Raw genomic sequence first — 17725 nt, 5'->3', positions numbered from 1 at the left:
GAGCAGGGAGCCGGGTCGCGAACCGGACGCCTTCAGGATCAAGATCCGGCGCGAGATGATGGTCGAAGGCGGGAGGATGCGCCGTCAGGGCAACTCCTCCTCCGGTACGGGATACGGAATTCGGACCCTCCGCATCACCCCCGGAACGCTTGAGATCGGGCGGGCAGACACCCTGACACCATCCACCACACCATCGCCCTGCCCGCCTATCCCAGAGCGACCGCAACGGTTTTCCGTCGCGGCCCCTCGTGCTGCGCGTTTTTTCCCAACCGGCTTCAGGGAGATGGCTCATGACGACATAGACGAAGGCCCCGGAAACCATCTGGTCTCCGGGGCCTTTTCATTTATGGGTTGACGAAGGCCGTGAGGCTATTGGCCCGCCAGCAGGAAACCGCTCTCATCGACCGGCTGTCCATTGATGGTGATGCTGCCGGCCTTCACGGAGATCGCATAGGTCTTGCCGTCGATCGTGACCTCGGCGCTGAACCCTTCCCAGCCGCTTGGCAGGGCGGGGTTGACGAACAGCCTGTCGCCCTGCCGCTTGATGCCGAGAATACCCTCGACGGCTGCGCGATAGAGCCAGCCGGCCGAACCGGTGTACCAGCTCCAGCCGCCGCGTCCGTTATAAGGGCCATGGCCGTAGACATCCGCCGAGACCACGTAAGGTTCGACGCGATAGGTATCGGCAGCCGCCCGGTCAAGCGCATGGTTGACCGGGTTGAGAAGCTGGAAGCACTTCCAGGCGTCGTCACCGCGCTTCAACCCTGCCAGCGCCAGCACGACCCAGATAGCTGCATGGGTATACTGACCGCCGTTTTCGCGAACCCCAGGTGGATAGCCCTTGATATAGCCCGGATCCTGGCGGGTTTCCTCGAAGGCCGGGGTAAAGAGACGGATGATACCGGCCTCTTCGTCCACCAGCTTGTCCAGCACGGCATCCATGGCCTGAGCCGAACGTTCCGCATTGCCTTCGCCCGAGAGCACGCTCCAGGTCTGTCCGAGCGAATCGATCCTGCACTCGTCGCTCAAGCTCGAGCCGAGCGGAGAACCGTCGTCGTAATAGCCGCGGCGATAATAGGCGCCGTCCCAGCCAGACTTCTCGATCGCCTGCTTGAGCATGTCCAGATGAGCGGTCCATTTCTCCACCCGAGCCTGATCCCTGCGCTCGCTTGCATAGCCTATGAAGCTGCGCAGGGCGGACGCCAGGAACCAGCCGAGCCAGACGCTCATGCCGCGTCCACCGGCACCGACCCGGTTCATGCCGTCGTTCCAGTCGCCGCCGAGGATCAGCGGCAGGCCGAGATCGCCTGTTCTGGAAACGGCAAGGTCGAGCGCCTTGGCCGCGTGTTCGTAGACGCTTGCGGTTTCAGGCGACACGTCCGGCTGGAAGAAGGAATCGTGCTTGTGCTTTTCGAGGATGGGTCCAGTCAGGAAGTTCACCTGCTCGTCCAACAGCGAAGCATCTCCGGTTGCCGCAATATACTGGTGCGCGGCATAGGCCAGCCAGACCACGTCGTCGGAAATATGCGTCCTCACGCCGGCTCCGCTGCCCGGCAGCCACCAATGCTGCACATCGCCTTCCTGGAACTGCCGCGAGGCTGCCGTGACGATCTGGCGGCGGGCAAGCGACGGCTCGTAGAGCAGGAAGGCAAGCGTATCCTGCAACTGGTCGCGGAAGCCCGAGGCGCCGGAGGCCTGATAGAAGGCCGTGCGCGCCATGATGCGGCACGCCAGCGCCTGGTAGGGCAACCAGTGGTTCACCAGATGGTTCAGGGATTTGTCCGGCGTTTCGATCTTCAAGCGACCGGTAAAGCCGGACCAGAAGCTGCGGTTGTCGTCCAGGATCGTTCTGAACTCGTCCTGGCCGAGCGCTGCTGCAAGCGCCTGGGCCTCTTCCTTCGTGGCGGCGTCGCCGAGGAAGAAGGTCACAGTCTTTTCCTCGCCCGGCGCAAGCTCGATGTCATAGGCAAGGGCCGCGCAAGGATCGCCGTCGAGGTCGAGCGAACCTTTGAGCTCCGAAGCCGCCATGACGGCTGTCGGCATCGAGACGGAACCGAAGCGCCCGATGAACTCGCGGCGGCTGGTTGTGAAGCCGGACGGACGCTGGCTGAGCCCCATGAAGGCGAAGCGGCGATGGTCGATGCTGTAAGGGTTGGTGGCGAAGATCGTCCCCGTGTCTTCGTCCCGGCTGGCCAGGATGAACGGGATCGACCGCTGCGGATTGCTGCCGAGAAGCCATTCGACATAGCCATAGACTCGCAGCCGCCGGGCTTCCGTGCCCGCATTGCGAAGCTTCATATGCGAGAGCTTGACAGCGCGGGTCCGGTCTACCGTCTGGGTCAGTTCGAGCGAGAGGCCGTCCTGTTCTGTCGAGAAGACCGAATAGCCGAGGCCGTGACGCGCTTCGAACCGGCTGGCCGGATCGCGTGACAAAGCGGCGAACGGGGTTGTTACCGCTCCGTTGCCGAGATCGCAGACGTAGAAGGCTTCGCTTGGCCGGTTGATGACCGGATCATTGCTCCAGGGCGTCAGCTGGTAGTCGCGCGAATTCTTCGCCCAGGTGAAGCCGGCGCCTTCGGCCGACACATGGAAGCCGAAGTTCTCATTGGAAATGACGTTGATCCAGGGGCTTGGCGTCGATTGGCCTCCCCGCAGGCGAACGACATATTCGCTGCCGTCACTGGCGAAGCCGCCATAGCCGTTCCAGAAGTCGAGATCGGACGGCGCTTCGGTTTCTTCCGCCAGGGGTGCAAAGATCTCGCCCTTCAGAAGCGGACGGCGGTCGAGCTCGATCACCTGGTCCTTCGGCGGTGCGAAGATCGACGTGGTGCGGTTGAGCTGATCGATGATCTTGCCGTTGCGGGCATGCAGAACCACGCGCGAAGCGGCAATCAGGCCTTCCGAGGCCGCCTCGTCCTGGATATCGCGGCGCAGCGAAAAGACATGCTGGCGCTGACCGTCCTGCTGGCCGGTGCGGCGGGCATTCTCGGTCAGATATTCGATACCGTGCTGCATCTCCTGCGCATAGGACGCAGCCCGCTCGTTGAAGACCACGAGATCGGCAACGACGCCGCGCGAGTAGAGATACTCCTGCGCCGCGATCGCTTCCTTGGCGACGGGCATGTCGTTGTCGTCGTTGATGCGCAACGTGAAGATCGGGAAATCGCCCGAAATCGCGGACGGCCACAGCGCCGACTGCGGCTGCATGCCGGCCTGGATGGTCGCCTGATCCGCCCGCAACTGCATGTCCGGATAGATCAGGTAGCGCGCCAGGCTCTGGAAAGCAGCTGCATCCTGAGACGACACGCCGAGATGGCGCATCTGCACCTGCGTACGCGTCCAGGCCTGGGTAAGCTCGCTCTGGAAGGCCTCCGGGTGACGATAGCGTTCGATAGCCTGGTCCAGCTCTTCGCGTTTCGGAGCCGCTATGGTCCAGAACACGACGCTGACCTTCTTGCCGGCCGGCACACGGACGGTCCGGCGCAGCGACAGGATCGGATCGAGCGTGAACCCATCCGTGTTCGAGAGTGTCGCACCGGGATCGAAGGCGGCAGCCTCCGCCAGGCTGCGCCCTCTGCCGATGAAGTTGCGTCGGTCGGTCTCGTATTCCGTCGGCCGGCCGGAGCCGGCATTGTCGGCCGCGAGATGCGCAATGATCATGTCGGGATCGCTCGGGCTGCGCTTGTTGCGCCAGGCGCGGATCACGTCGCCGCGTTTGCCGATCTCGGTGCGGATGAACATGCGCGAGAAGACGGGATGTGCATTGTCGTCGTCCTCGACTGCCAGCACCGGTTCGAGATAGGAGGTCAGCTCGATGAACCGGTCCTCGCTGCCCATGTTGAGCAGGGTCACGCGACGGCCTTCGGCATCGTGCTCGGTCGCGACGATCACTTCCACCGTGCTGGTGAGGTCTCCGACCGTCTTGTGGAATTCGGCCTTCTCGTCTCCAAACACGGTCTTCGTGACTTCACCTTCGGCACGCCGCGGCTCCGCCGTGGCAGACCACCAGTCGCCGCTCGTGGTATCGCGCAGGAAAATGAACTGCCCCCAGCGATCTTCCGTCGGATCGGGCTTCCACCGCGCGACGGACAAGCCGTTCCAGCGGGCATAGCCCGAGCCGGTCGCGGTAAGCATGATCGAATAGTGGCCGTTGGACAGAAGCACCAGTTCCCGGTCCTTGGTGGCGGGATTGGCAATGGTGCGGACTTCCGGATGCAGCAGTTCGCCCTGCCCCTTGCCGGGCGTCTCCTCGTGTTTGGCGCTCATGACAGGGATATCGCGCGGCGCCTTTTCCTGCAGCAGCAGTTCGGCCGCCTCGATCACCGGATCTGCGTGGAAGAGTTCGCGCAGCATGCCGTTCATCACCACGTTGGCAATGGCCGCGATCGACATGCCATGATGGTGCGCGTAGTAGTTGTACACCACCACGCAGCGCTTGCCTTCCGGCACGCGGGTCGGGGTGAAGTCCACCGCGTCGTGGAAGCCGTACATGCCGAGCGCGCCGAGCGCACGCAGTTCCGTCAGGTTTTCGGCGGCAGCCACCGGATCGTACTGGCTGGCCAGGATCGAGGCGTAAGGCGCGATGACGGCGTTCTGGCCGAGGCCGCGCTTCAGGCCGAGCGTGGGAACGCCGAAATTCGTGTACTGGTAGTTGAACAAATGGTCGCGGGCGTTGAAAGCCGCTTCGGAAATGCCCCACGGCGTGCCGAGACGTCGGCCGTGGTTCATCTGCTCCTTCACCACCAGATTATTGGTCTGGTTGAGGATGCCGCCCTGCCGCTCCTGCATGACAAGCGGCGGCATCAGGTACTCGAACATCGAGCCGGACCAGGACACAAGCGCGCCTCTGGCGCCGATCGGCACGACCTGACGCCCGAGGCGATACCAATGTTCCGTCGGAAGATCGCCCTTTGCAATCGCAAAAAGGCTGGTGAGACGGCATTCGGAGGCGAGCAGATCGTAGCAGGCCTCGTCCAGCTCGTTGCTGTCGACGCGGTAGCCGATCGACAGCAAACGGCGCTCCTTGCGGAACAGGAAGCCGAACTCCATCGAGAAGGCGAGCGTGCGGGTACGGTCGCGCAGGCTGACGAGGCGGTTGCGCAACTGCTCGAGGTTGGAATTGTCGAACACGCTGTCGGAGATATGCGCTTCGCAGACGGCCACAAGCGAGCCCGCCCATTTGGTGATCTCGTCGCTCAGCGGCGAGCGGACCTCATGATCGAGGTTGGTGGCAAGTTTCTGGATATCGCGTGCAAGCACCGCCAGGTTGATGATGCGGATCGACGCGAATTCGTGCTCGCGCTTGACGGCGGCCAGTGCGTTACCGAAGCCGGCTATCCGCTCTTCCAACCGGCGGCGCAGCGGACGAACGGTCTTGCGGTCGTCCGGCAGAGCCTTCAGAGATTCGGCAAGAATACCCGTGACATCGCCGATGCCGTCGAGATTGCCCTGAAGATGGGCCGGAGGCGCTTCCGCCCAGATCCGGCAGGCCGACGAGATTGCAATCAGATGTCCGGCGAGGTTGCCGCTGTCCACGGCGGAGATATAGCGCGGCCCCAGCGGCAGCAGCGTGTCCGTATGATACCAGTTGAACAGGTGGCCACGGAACTTCTCCATCCGCTCGATCGTCGAGATGGTCTGCTCGATGCGCTCGACCGTGTCGATGAAGCTGATCCAGCCGAAGCTTCGCGCCGAAATCGTCGACAGCAGATAGACGCCGATATTGGTCGGCGAGGTCCGCTTGGCGATGATCGGCTCGGGCCGCTCCTGGAAATTGTCCGGCGGCAGATAGTTCTGCTCGAGCGTGACGAAGGTCTCGAAATACCGCCAGGTGCGACGCGCGATCTTCCTGAGTTCGACCGAAACCGGCTCGGGCACGAAGAGCCTATCCTCGGTCTCGGCGGACTGACTGACATACCAGGCGACGAGCGGCGAGAAGATCCACAGGATCGCGAAGGGGATGCCTACGAGGAAGGCATTGTCGCCCGGGAGCGCCGAAAGAATGATGCTGAGCACGGCGATGGCCGGCGCATGCCACATGGCACGGTAATAGTCGGTCGGGCTGCCCTGGGCACTCGACTGGATCGAGGCGGCAGTCTTCCATTCCAGCATCAGCTTGCGGGTGACGAGCAGCCGATAGAGCGAGCGCGCGATGGCGTCCGTCATGATGCAGGCCGAATCGGCGATGAAGACGATGCGGAGTGCCACCTGCGCATTGGCAGATCGGATTTCGGACCAGACGGAATAGAAATGCGCGCGTGGCACGATATCGGTCGAGCGCGGCAGGAGGCCTGTCAGCAGCGAGATCGTGGGGGCGACGAACAGCGAGAAGATCAGCAGGATCTGCCATATCAGGGCGCCGAACGGATCCATGAAGTACCAGCCCAGCACGGAGGCGAAGAACCAGGCGATGGGCGTCAGAGACCGGCGCAGGTTGTCGGTCATCTTCCAGATCCCAAGCGGCGTCACGCCACGCTTCGGATCGAATATATAAGGCAGGAGCTGCCAGTCGCCGCGTGCCCAGCGATGCTGGCGCGACACTTCCACTTCGTAACGGACGGGGAAATCCTCGACCAGCTCGACATCGGTGATGAGGGCGCATCGCGCGAACGAGCCTTCGAGAAGGTCGTGCGACAGAACGGAATTTTCGTCTATACGGCCTTTGAGCGAGGCTTCGAAGGCATCGACGTGGTAGAGGCCCTTGCCCGTGAACGTGCCTTCGCCCGTCAGGTCCTGGTAAACGTCCGAAACGGTGAAGACGTAAGGATCGAGGCCGCGGCCGACGGAGAACACGCGCTGGAAGACCGAGGCTTCCTTGCCGGTCGTCAGCGACGGCGTGACGCGCGGCTGCATCAGACCATAGCCTTCGACCACACGATTGCTCTCGGGGTCGAGGACCGGGCGGTTGATCGGGTGGTGCATCTTGCCGACGAGCTTCGTGACCGCCTCGCGCATGAGGCGCGTATCGGCGTCGAGCGTCATCACATACTGCACGTCCTGGGGCACGGTATTGGCACCCGGCAGATAAGTCGTGTCGCGGTCGCCGCGCAGCAGCAGGTTCAATTCGTGCAGCTTGCCGCGCTTGCGCTCCCAGCCCATCCAGGCGCCTTCGGACGGATTGAACAGGCGCCGGCGATGAAGCAGGTAGAAGCGGTTCTTTGGCTCCGACGCATAGCGCGCATTCAGCGCTGCGATCTCGCGCTTGGCATAATCGAGGATTTCAAGGTCGGCGTCCGTTTCCTCGCTCTTGCTGTCGCGCCAGTCGCTCAAAAGCGCGAAAAAGATTTCACCATGCGGGTTGGCGAGGTAATGGACTTCGAGGTTGCGGACGAGTTCGTCCACCGTGTCGCGGTCGGTGATCAGGCATGGGACGACGACAAGCGTGCGCGCCTCTTGCGGAATTCCTTCCTTGAACTCGTAGCCTACGAGCCGTGCCGGTTTGACCACATAGGTCACCAGCGTATTGAACAGGCCCGTAGCACCTTCGGAGGCGGGCAGTGAGAACATCAGCAGGAAGAAGAACACGATCGGCAGCGGAATGGCCGACTGCACCAGAAACCAGCCGGCAATGGCCATGGCCGCAATGGTGATCAAAAGCACGGGGCCTGCGACCGAGAACCAGTTCAATCGCCGCACCAGCCGCACAATGCGCTGCACGACAGTCGCCTGATAGCCGACGGCTGCTTCGAGTTCCCGCCGGCGGCGGCCGACGATAAAGGCGCCGACATTGGTTTCCCGCGTGTCGGGATTGGAAGCAGCAGCCTCTTCCGCAAGCCGGATGGCAACCATTGCCACGTCGGTCTCGCTCTTCTTCGACAGGCGTGCGAGTTTTTCGATGCGGTTGCGGTAGGCATTGCGCGAGCCGAAATCGAGCGCTTCGTAATCCGTACGCTCGCGGAAGATCTTGTCGATCTGCGAAACGTCTTCGAACCAGACGCTCCATTCCGTATCGTCGATCAGACGCAGGCTCTTGATGATATTGCCCATCGTCACATTGCCGGAAGACAGGCGGCTCTGTTCCGACTGCATCACGGCTTCGACGTCGGTTCCGGCCTGCTCCAGGCGCTTCTCCAGCCAGGCAATGGCGAAACCGGAGGTCTGCGAGGCATTGCGGAGCCGGTAGAGAAACTGGCTGATGAAAGTATTGTCATCAGCCAAAGTTTCGACCTGCTGAAGCACAGCGGCGCTGGCCGCTTCGTCGTTCAGCCGGATGATCTCGTCGGCGACCTCGTTGGCGCGGCGGCGCATGGTGCGCGACCGGTCCACGCGGCTTGCGATGCGGCGCAGGTTCTCGATCAGGACGAAGCGGATGAAGGAAGGAAGCGCCCAGATCTCGCCTATCTCGAGCGGCTCTTCCGTCTGGAAGCCTTCCACGATCGAAGCCAGCGAATCCCGCGTCACGCTGCTATGGGTATGGGCGACATAGAGCCAGGCAAGCACGAGCGCGCGCGGCAGTTCCTCGTTGCCGACGAACATCTGCGGCAGCTGCTTGTAGAAGCGGCGCGGAAAATCCCGCCGGACTTCCTGGATTGCCTCTTCCACGATGTAGTAATTGTCGAGCAGCCATTCGGCTGCCGGCGTGATGGATGCCCCCGCATCGACATCGACTGCCGTGGCCCGATAGACGCGAAGGATTTCCTTCTCGTTCTCGTCATGGCGCTTGAAGAAGTCGAAAGCGGTAAAGCCGGGAAGCGCCGCAGCGCCCTCCTGCCCGAGTTTTTCTCCACAGACCCTAAGGTCCTCGATGGTGAAATAAGTCGATCTGATCGAATCATTGTGATCGATCTGTTTGACTTCGTTTTCGCGCAAGGAAGCTGACGGCAGATTTTCTACGGACATGAAGGGCTTCTGTAACTCGGGTTGCATCCTCGCAGCTCGGTCTGCTGGGCATACCCTTGCCGGGAAACCGGGGGGTGGCGAAGCAATCCTTGGAGGAGGAAATAGGGAGCGATACGGATATGGCAAATGCCGGTCTAAACCATCGCCCTCTCCAGACGTACTGAGACAGGTTCGGCTCTAGTCCGAAGACCCTGAATAAAACCTGAACGCTTCAACCGATTTATTTTCGGCCGATTTATCTGTGCCAAGACCGCTTGGCCCTCGTTCCCTTCCGGGCGGTTGATTCCAGCTTACCTGCATGCGCCACGGCTGTTAAGACTGCCTCTAGCGGGAAATACAACGCCCAAGAAGCGAGGACAAACAAAATGACGATCCAGTTTTCCAACGACATGTCCGACGTCGTGGCAATCCGTCGTTATCTGCATCAGCATCCCGAGCTTGGCCTGTCCGAGTTCGGCACCTCGGATTTCGTCGCACAGCAGTTGACGGATCTCGGCTACGAGGTAACCCGCGGGCTTGCCAAAACCGGTCTTGTCGCGACACTGACGAACGGTACGAGCAGCAGCTCCATCGGCATTCGGGCAGATATGGACGCACTTCCCATAGAGGAGGAGACCGGAGCCGAATATGCCAGCCTCAACAAGGGGATCATGCACGCCTGCGGGCATGACGGCCACACCGCAATGCTGCTGGGAGCAGCCAAGATCCTTGCCGAGCGCCGCAATTTCGACGGCACCATCCACCTTATCTTCCAGCCGGCGGAAGAGAATTTCGGCGGCGCCAAGCTGATGATCGACGATGGGCTTTTCGAACGCTTTCCCTGCGATGCCGTCTTCGGCCTTCACAACGACCCGACACTGCCCTTCGGCAAGATCGGGGTGAAGGAAGGTCCGATGATGGCAGCCGTCGATGAGTGCAAGATCACCGTCAACGGGCGCGGTGGCCATGGTGCGGAACCGCAGACCACCGCCGACCCGATCGTTTGCGGCGCCAGCATCATCATGGCTCTGCAAACGATTGCGTCGCGCAACATCCATCCGCTCGACGCCATGGTCATCACCGTCGGCGCATTTCATGCCGGTATGGCAAGCAACGTCATTCCCGAGCGGGCGGAAATGGTGCTGACAATCCGCTCCTTCGATCCGGACGTGCGGGACGAACTGGAGCGGCGCATCCGCGTGATCGCCGAAGGTCAGGCGGCCAGCTATGGCATGGGCGTCACCATCGATTACGCCCGCGGCTACGACGCCACGATCAACCATGCAGCGGAGACGGATTTCGTGCGCGATCTTGCCAGGCGCGTCCTCGGTGAGGACAAGGTTATGGACCTGCCGCGTGCTTCCATGGGAAGCGAGGACTTCGCCTATATGGTGTCCGAGCGCCCCGGCACCTATTTCCTGCTTGGGACCAAGCGCACGGACAATGATCCGCCGCTGCACCATCCCCGTTTCGACTTCAACGACGATGCGATCCCGATCGGCACGAGTTTCTGGGTCGAACTGGCCGAAGCTTACTTGGGCAGACCCTGAACATAAAAATGCCTCTCGTACCAGTAAGGTGCGAGAGGCATGGCTGTCCGGGTTAACCGGAAATTCCGTTTATGGGAATAATCCGAGCGTCAAGGCAACGACGAAGGCGAAGGCTGCCGTCACCAAAGCTGTCTGGGCTGCCCAGGTGCACTTCTGTCCAAGGGAAACGGGGCGACCGTGAAAAGCGCGTTGGTGGTGAACCTGCTGCATGTAGACCTCCCTACTTCAACTGCCGACTATCGCTCCATAGTAGCGTAACTCGACCAAGCTGATAGAGATAATCTTTCAACCTTCACCCGGTTCCATAGAAAATCCTTTTTCGTTAACGGGTGTCACACGACGTTAACGGTTTATTATACCCGCAACTCGCGGGAAGGCCGAAATGCTTCATCAGAGCGGATGCCGGTCGAGGGCCTGGCGGAAGATATCCGCATCGACATTGCCGCCCGAGCAGACGGCGATCACGGTCTCTCCAAGACCGTCACCGTGAAAGAGGGCTGCTGCAAGGGCGACCGCGCCGCCCGGCTCGACAACGATCTTCAGCCGCGCAAAGGCAAGGGCAACCGCATGCAGCGCTTCGTCGTCGGTCACCACCAATCCCGTGCTGCATAGCCGCGACATGATCGGGAAGGTAATTTCGCCCGGCTGCGGGGTGACGATGGCGTCGCAAAGGGAGCCGGACTGCAACACATTGCGTTCGCGCTTGCCGGAGGCCAGCGAGCGGGTAACGTCATCGAACCCTTCCGGCTCACAGGGATGCACGATAAAGCCCGGCGCCTTTGCCTCAAGCGCAAGCGAGATGCCGGACACGAAGCCGCCGCCCCCGGTCGGCACCAGCACGTCCGCCCTTTCGATTCCAAGCTCCGCCGCCTGCTCGGCGATCTCGAGGCCGGTTGTTCCCTGCCCTGCGATGACCAGCGGCTCGTCATACGGCTTGATCAGTGTGAGCCCGCGCTCCTGGGCAAGCTTTGCGCCGATCGCATCGCGATCTTCCTTGACCCGATCGTACAGCACCACTTCGGCCCCATAGGCTCGGGTGTTCTCGATCTTCATGCGCGGCGCATCGAACGGCATGATGATGACGCTCGGAATTCCGTGCATCCTCGCCGCCAGTGCGACGCCTTGCGCATGGTTGCCGGACGAAAAGGCGATCACCCCCCGCGCCCGAACGGCCGGATCCAGCGCGGAGATCGCCGACCACGCACCGCGGAACTTGAACGAACCGGTATGCTGCAGGCATTCCGGTTTTACGAAGAGCTGTCGCCCGGCGATCTCGTCAAGGAACGGCGAGGACAGAAGCGGCGTACGGCGCACATGGCCTTCCAGGCGAGCATGGGCTGCTTCGATCATGGCGATATCGGTCATCGGGGGTCCTATTGGGAATGCTGCGGCGGGAGTGCAAGCCTAGAGTGTGTCCGGGCTAAATGGAAAAAGTTCTGTTGGCTCAAGCGGGAACAGATGCGAGGAGAGCGGCGCCGCGTCGTAGCCGTCGCATACGGCCAAGCCGCTCGACATGGCATATGACCCGCTTCAGCCAACTCGAAGGGCCGGGTGCTTTTCCGCCATTATCTTCGGCTTTCGTCTCGGCAATACCGGCAGGTATGCCCTTCGCCGAAAGCCTTGATCCTGACGCAAAATCTCTCCGGCAGAACGATTCCATTTAGCCCGGGCACACTCTAACCACGCGAGCATGATCGGTAAAGGCCGGAGACTATTCGGCCGCCGTCTCGGCCAGGTCGGACGCAATGCCGAGCTTCACCACCGCCTTGATGGGAAGGTGATCGGATGCCAGCCGCGCGAGCGGCGTGTCGTGGGTCTGAACCTTGTCGATCAGGCCTGGCCGGTTTGCCATGATTCTGTCCAGGGCGAGCACCGGCAGGCGGGACGGAAAACTCGGCACGGCCGGCGGCAGGCCGAACACGCCAGCCAGCGTATTCAGCGCCGAACGGTCGCCCAGGCGCCATTCGTTGAGATCCCCCATGAGGATCGTCGGATAGTCTTCCCGCGAGCGAAGGATGTCGAGAATGGTGCGGGCTTGCTGCTGGCGCGAGCGATTGAGAAGCCCGAGATGCGCCGCGATAATGCGCAACGAACTGCCATCCTTCAACTCGATCTCGGTCAGCAGCGCGCCGCGTGGTTCGAGACCGGGCAGGTTGACCTGATGCACGTCCCGAACCAGCCCTTCCCGAAAAAACACGACATTGCCATGCCACCCATGGGCTTTGGCCACACCGGACAGCGGCACGGGACACAAGCCTGTCTCCCGTTCCATCCAGGCGAGATCGAGCAGACCGCGGCGTTCCCCAAAGCGCGTATCGGCTTCCTGCAGCGCAATCACGTCCGCGCCGATCTCGCGAATGACGTGGCTCGTGCGAACCGGGTCGAACTTGCCATCCACACCGACGCATTTGTGGACATTATAGGAGGCAATCAGCATGCCCTTGTTCCGGTCATGCGGTGCGTGAACGCCGGTGCCCCGGCTCCGCCGGGCTTTGATGGAGGCAAGGATCTGGGCCTGAAGCCTGTCGCGTTTTTCCAGCATCGTCTAAAGCTGCTTCTGCATGCTTGCGTTCGTCCCGCTCACCCAACCAAAGCCGATTGCCATGCCGATATCAACCCCGTCAGAGATAGGGCGACCCTAGCCACAGCACCCGCTCTATCAGCCGCACGAGGAAAGGTCTTGCCCTTAACCCCTCGAGCGTCACTTCGGTTGCAGTGGAAATCGCCTTGTCGATGCGGCGTTCGAGCGCTTCGGCAAAGAGGCAATCGAAGACTTCGACGTCCACTTCGAAGTTCAGCCGCAGCGATCTCGGGTCGATATTGGACGAGCCCACATAGGACCACCGGCCGTCGATCGTCATCATTTTCGAATGGTCGAAAGGTCCCGACGCCCGCCAGATACGGCATTGATCCTTCAGCAGCTGGTCGAATTGCGCCGTCATGGCGTGGTCCACCAGCATGAGGTTGTTGGCGGACGGCACGACGATATCGACCTGCACGCCGCGCCGGGCTGCCGTCACGAGAGCGGAAATCAGTTCACGGTCAGGCAGGAAATAGGGCGACACGATCCGGATGGACGAACGTGCGACGGAAAAGGCGCCCATCAGCATCTTGTGGTTGGTTTCGAGGCTCCGGTCCGGGCCGGAGGAGACGGCGCGCATCAGGATCTGCTGGCCGGGCTCCGTATCGGGAGGATCGAGAGCCCAGCCTGAAGCATCGAGGACCTCGTCGCTCGCGAACTGCCAATCGGCGGCAGCGATCGCAAAAAGGTCGGCGACGACGGGGCCGGTCACCTTGAAATGCGTATCGAGCGCGCACTTGTCGCCGGAAATCTCCCTGGAAAAAGCCTCGCGGATGTTCATGCCGCCTGTAAAGGCGACGCGGCCATCGACCACCAGGATTTTACGGTGGGTTCTCAAATTGGCGTAGGGCAGTCGCAGTCCGGTAATGACATTGCCGTTGAACACATCCACGGTCACGCCACCGTCCTTCAGCATGCCGAGCACGCTCGGAACCGAATAGCGCGCTCCGACCGCATCGATCAGAACGCGCACCTCCACGCCCCGCTTGACTGCATCGATCAGCGCCGCCACGAACCGTCGGCCGATCTGGTCGCGATCGAAGATATAGGTTTCGAACATGATGCCGCGTTCGGCCTTGGCTATCGCCTGCAGCATGGCGCGATAGGCCTCGTCGCCCGTCTCAAGCGCAACGATCGTATTGCTGGTGGTCAGGCGATGCCGCGTCAACCGGTCGCCGAGCGTCTTCATGGACCGGAAGCGCTGGCCGAACTCGCCCGCAACTTGCTCGCCTGTCGCATCATAGGATGCGAACTCCGCGCGAATCTGGCCCTGCAAGAGGGCGCGCCGGTCGCTGATGACCGTTCTGCGAATACGGTTGATACCGGCGATAAGATAGAGCCCCGCGCCGATGATCGGCGACAGGACGATGATGCCGACCCACCCGATGGCGGAGCGGACTTCTTCCTTGGTCATGGCGGCGTGGATGGCCGCCGTCGCTCCTGCCACAATGGAGAAAATGAACAGGATGTGCGGCCAGTAGATCTCGGCGAGGTCAAGCATGGGGCGCAATATAGGCGGAGCCATGCCTGCTGCAATCGCGAGCTTGCGAATAACCTCGCCGGACCAAAGCGTAACTTAGGCAGACAGCTGCTTCTGGAAGATGTCCAGCGATGCCTCGAACGTGTCGAAGACCGTGTCGATCTGCGCCTCGGTGATGATCATCGGCGGGCAAAGCGCAATCGAGTCGCCGATGGCGCGGGAAATGAGCCCCTTCTCCATCATGATGGCGAACAGCTTGGGTCCGAGTTGCCCGGCCGCAAAACCTTCCCGCGGCTTGAGTTCCAGTGCACCGATCAAGCCAATGCCGCGCGCTTCGATGGCAAGCGGATGGCCTTCGAGCGCCTTGAGACGGCTCTGGAACTTGGGCGCCAGGGCCCGGACGTTGCCGAGCAGATCGCGTTCCTCGATGATCGCGATGTTCTCGAGTGCGACGGCGGCGGCAACCGGATGGCCGGCGGCGGTAACGCCATGACCGAAGGTGCCTATCTTGGCAGACTCGTCAGCAAGCGGCTCGTAGACATTGTCGTTGATCAGCAGTGCCGAGATCGGCTGGTAGGACGACGACATCTGCTTCGACAGCGTCATGATGTCCGGCTGCAGGGCAAAGGTCGTCGTGCCGAACATCTCGCCCGTGCGCCCGAAGCCGCAGATCACCTCGTCGGCGATCAGCAGGATATCGTATTTCTTCAGCACGAGCTGGATGGCTTCCCAATAGCCTGCCGGCGGCACGATCACGCCGCCCGCACCCATGACCGGTTCACCGATGAAGGCGGCAACCGTTTCGGGACCTTCTCTCAGGATCAGGTCTTCAAGCTCCTGCGCGCAGCGGGTGACGAATGCCGCTTCGCTTTCGTTCTCAAGCTTGAAGGCGCGGTAGTGGGGGCAGCTCGTATGGAAGATGGTCGATAGGGGCAGATCGAAGGAACGGTGATTGTTCGGCAGGCCCGTCAGGCTGGCGCTCGCAATGGTGACGCCGTGATAGCCCTTGATCCGCGAGATGATCTTCTTCTTTTCCGGCTTGCCGAGAGCGTTCGAGCGATACCACACCATCTTGATGGCGGTATCGTTTGCCTCGGAGCCGGAATTGGTGAAATAGGCCTTGGACATCGGCACCGGAGCCATCTGGATCAGCTTTTCGGCAAGATCGATGCAAGGTCCATGGCTGCGGGCGGTGAAGGTGTGGTAATAGGGCAGCTTGGACATCTGCCGGGCAGCGGCTTCCACCAGCCGGTTCTCGCCGAAGCCGACTCCGACGCTCCAGAGACCCGCCATGCCTTCGATATATTTGTTGCCGTTGTTGTCGTAAACGTAGATGCCTTCGCCGCGCTCCATCACCACCGCGCCATCTCGTTCGAGCGCCCGCGCGTTCGTATAGGAATGGAGATGGTAGGCCCGATCCCGGGCTTCGATGGAATTCGGCTGAATGGTCACGTGCGAACCTCCTTGAGTGATCCTGTTTTCTTAGGCGCAAAAAGAGAGACTTCACAGCCCTGAATGCGCCTATGGCGGCCGCCGGCTTTCAAAAGAATTGACAGCAGCATCAAGCGCCTTGTCACTTCACCGTCATCGCGGCGATCGGCGGTTCGGCGCCGGCCGGGATGGGGCTCACATAGTCCTGCTCTTTGCGTCGCTTCTTGAGATCCGCCCAGGCCGCTTCCCGCAACTGTTCGCTTGTCATCGCCGCAAGCCCTGTTGCCGCCATGGCCTTGGCGACCGACACCATGCCCTTGTGGGCAAGCGGGCTCTTGCCCTGCGCAACCACCTGCCAGGTGTGGAGCTGCGTGCCGATGGCGAGCGTCGCGCCATAGGCTTGAACCGTCGGAACAACCCAGCTCACATCGCCGACATCGGTCGATCCGCCCATCTGGCGGTTCTCGGTGTGGGCCGGAAGAATGAAGTCCGCAAGCGCCAGATCCCGCTCCTCCAGCCGTTCCTGTGCCCAGCTGGCCGCGATATCCTCCGGCGTCAGCGTGGCGCGGATCTGTTCGGCAAAAGCGACATCCTGCGCATCGAAGGGCGGCGGACCCATGCTCTCCCAGATATCCTGCATCGCATCCATGAGCGGCGTGTTGACGATGAGGTTCGAGACACCGGCGAGAATCGTACTCTCGACCTTGGTCTCCGTCATCAGGGCCGCACCCTCGGCAACCTTCTTGACCCGCTCGATAAGCGCGATCAGGCCCTGAAGCTCCGGCGACCGCACCACGTAGCGGACCTTGGCATGCGCCTGCACCACGTTCGGCGAAATGCCACCTGAGTCCAGAACCGCGTAATGGATGCGGCAGTCCTGCGGCATGTGTTCGCGCATGTAGTTGACGCCGACGCTCATCAGCTCGACGGCGTCAAGTGCGCTGCGGCCGAGTTCCGGCACGGCCGCCGCATGGGCCGCCCTGCCCGTGAAAGTGAAATCGATGCGGCAATTGGCAAGCGACGTTTCCCGCTGCACGCCCGCAAAATTGCTCGGATGCCAGCTGATGGCGATATCGACGTCGTCAAAGGCGCCGGCGCGTACCATGAATGCCTTGGCGGCGCCGCCTTCCTCAGCCGGGCAGCCGTAATAGCGCACCCGTCCGGGCGTACCCGTCTGTTCCAGCCAGTCTTTGATTGCCGTTGCAGCCAGCAGGGACGCCGATCCGAGAAGGTTATGGCCGCAGCCATGGCCATTGGCATTCGGCGTGATCGGATCGTGCTGCGTGACATCCGCCTTCTGGCTGAGCCCGGCAAGCGCGTCATATTCGCCGAGAAAGGCGATCACCGGTCCGCCTTCGCCTGCTTCACCGATCAGGGCCGTCGGTATGTCCGCCACGTTCTCCGTGATCCGGAAACCCTGGGCGTCCAGCATTTCCCGATGGGCCGCCGCCGACTGCTTCTCCATGTAGCAGGTTTCCGGTGTCTCCCAGACACGATCCGCAAGTTCGGTAAAGCCCGGGCTCTTGCGGTCGATCAAATCCCAGACCAGGGGAAGATTGGAATTGCCTGTCGTCATGAAAAAGAGCCTCGATATCGGTGGTCATGGGCAAGGGCCGGAACCTACTCCTTTCTCACCTGATGGCAATGCGGCAGTCGGGCGCAAACTCTGCTCTACCTGAGCATGAGTGAACTGCCGTTAACTGTGATCATGACGCGAATCTTAGTATCTCGACAACGACATCATAATCGCTATGCTCCCGCGCAAAAGCCGCCGGCAGACCTAATGAGCGCGCTGAAAATAACAAGACGTTGCGGGGATTTCGGCGAACTGCGGAAAATTTTCCATAACTATCGAAAACTTTAGGA

Annotated in this window: 7 protein-coding genes; 1 reads left to right on the top strand and 6 read right to left on the bottom strand. The window is 61.6% G+C overall.

Going from position 1 to position 17725, the window contains the following annotated elements; all coding sequences use genetic code 11:
- Positions 1–369 precede the first annotated feature (369 nt).
- Positions 370–8838, bottom strand: coding sequence for a glycoside hydrolase family 94 protein (locus EPK99_RS21510; RefSeq protein ID WP_128445148.1), 8469 nt, complete (start codon positions 8836–8838; stop codon positions 370–372).
- Between the two features lie 365 nt (positions 8839–9203).
- Between EPK99_RS21510 and EPK99_RS21505 the strand changes: the two genes are divergently transcribed.
- A complete protein-coding gene (locus tag EPK99_RS21505) occupies positions 9204–10367 on the top strand; it encodes a M20 aminoacylase family protein (protein WP_245582522.1) in 1164 nt (387 codons plus the stop codon).
- Positions 10368–10757: 390 nt separating this feature from the next.
- On the opposite strand, the gene EPK99_RS21500 is transcribed toward EPK99_RS21505, so the two are convergent.
- The 5 genes from EPK99_RS21500 to EPK99_RS21480 all read right to left on the bottom strand — a co-directional run bounded on the left by EPK99_RS21500 (position 10758) and on the right by EPK99_RS21480 (position 17435).
- Positions 10758–11732 carry a threonine ammonia-lyase gene (locus tag EPK99_RS21500; RefSeq protein ID WP_128445147.1) on the bottom strand — a complete coding sequence of 325 codons (975 nt, stop codon included), beginning with the start codon at positions 11730–11732 and terminating at the stop codon, positions 10758–10760.
- A 346-nt stretch (positions 11733–12078) separates the two neighbouring features.
- Positions 12079–12909 (bottom strand): endonuclease/exonuclease/phosphatase family protein, encoded by an 831-nt coding sequence (locus EPK99_RS21495; protein ID WP_128445146.1) that lies wholly within the window; start codon positions 12907–12909, stop codon positions 12079–12081.
- A gap of 79 nt (positions 12910–12988) precedes the next feature.
- Positions 12989–14449: a cardiolipin synthase gene (gene cls, locus EPK99_RS21490; protein WP_128445304.1), complete on the bottom strand. Its 1461-nt coding sequence runs from the start codon at positions 14447–14449 to the stop codon at positions 12989–12991.
- Between the two features lie 75 nt (positions 14450–14524).
- Positions 14525–15880, bottom strand: a complete 1356-nt coding sequence (locus EPK99_RS21485; RefSeq protein WP_128445145.1) for an aspartate aminotransferase family protein — start codon at positions 15878–15880, stop codon at positions 14525–14527.
- A 121-nt stretch (positions 15881–16001) separates the two neighbouring features.
- Positions 16002–17435, bottom strand: a complete 1434-nt coding sequence (locus EPK99_RS21480) for a M20 family metallopeptidase (RefSeq protein WP_128445144.1) — start codon at positions 17433–17435, stop codon at positions 16002–16004.
- Positions 17436–17725: the final 290 nt, after the last annotated feature.

The organism is Neorhizobium lilium (assembly GCF_004053875.1).
In the GTDB taxonomy this organism is placed as follows: Bacteria; Pseudomonadota; Alphaproteobacteria; order Rhizobiales; family Rhizobiaceae; genus Neorhizobium; species Neorhizobium lilii.
This window is presented reverse-complemented; position numbering and strand designations above follow the sequence as displayed.